We start from the raw sequence: 1,022 nt of genomic DNA on the forward strand, positions 1-1,022 counted from the left end.
AGCAAGGGCTCCGGTTCGGGCGGTAGCAAGGGCTCCGGTTCGGGCGGTAGCAAAGGTTCTGGCTCTGGCGGAACGGGTTGCGATCACGGTGGTGGCGACGGTGGCGGTGATGGTAAAACCACGGTGACCTTCACTTTGGGTACCGATCCCCAGGTAGATGTCTCGGTTACCCAGACTGACCAAGCTCAATTGTTCATCAACTTGACACCTACTTCATTCGATGGAGATCTCGCCGATATTGACGGGCTGTTCTTTAATATGTCTGACGATAGCACCCTGAACGGGCTGCACTTCTTCCCCGATGAAAACACCCTCCCGGTCACAGGTCACGAGGCCAACGCCAATGCGGTGAACAGCCTGGACAATGGGTTTACGGTGCCGGGAATGTTTGACGGTATGGTCCAGTTTGGCCAAGTCGCAGATTCCACCGAGGGCAATGTGCAGGGCGTCAACTTTACCCTGTGGTCTGATAATGGGCTTTCGCTGGACGATATCGACCTGAGCAGCATGACGATGGTGATCGACAGCGACGGGAGCAATCCGCAAGTCCTGACCGGTGGGGTACCAGCAGGTGTTGGCGCCAGCACAGGTGATAGCTACCACAATGGTGGCGTCGAAGGGGACGGGCTGGACGGTTGGTATGACGACAACCTGGCCGACCATTACTGCGATGACGGCAATGGTTCGGGCGGCAGCAAGGGCTCTGGCTCTGGTGGCAGCAAGGGCTCTGGCTCTGGCGGTAGCAAAGGCTCCGGTTCTGGCGGCAGCAAGGGCTCCGGTTCAGGCGGCAGCAAGGGGTCCGGCTCGGGTGGCAGCAAGGGTTCCGGTTCGGGTGGCAGCAAGGGTTCCGGTTCGGGTGGCAGCAAAGGATCCGGCTCGGGTGGCAGCAAAGGTTCCGGTTCGGGTGGCAGCAAAGGATCCGGTTCGGGTGGCAGCAAAGGATCCGGTTCGGGTGGCAGCAAAGGTTCCGGCTCCGGTGGCAGCAAGGGTTCCGGTTCGGGCGGCAGCAAGGGCTCCGGCTC

The 1,022-nt window shown here is 60.6% G+C and carries 1 protein-coding gene; it reads left to right on the forward strand.

Annotation, left to right across the window (positions count from 1 at the left end):
- Positions 1 to 123 precede the first annotated feature (123 nt).
- A partial coding sequence (locus GO984_RS23450) for a hypothetical protein (protein ID WP_425339669.1) occupies positions 124 to 1,022 on the forward strand: 899 nt, incomplete at its 3' end.

Source organism: Parasedimentitalea huanghaiensis (assembly GCF_009753675.1).
Lineage (GTDB): Bacteria > Pseudomonadota > Alphaproteobacteria > Rhodobacterales > Rhodobacteraceae > Parasedimentitalea > Parasedimentitalea huanghaiensis.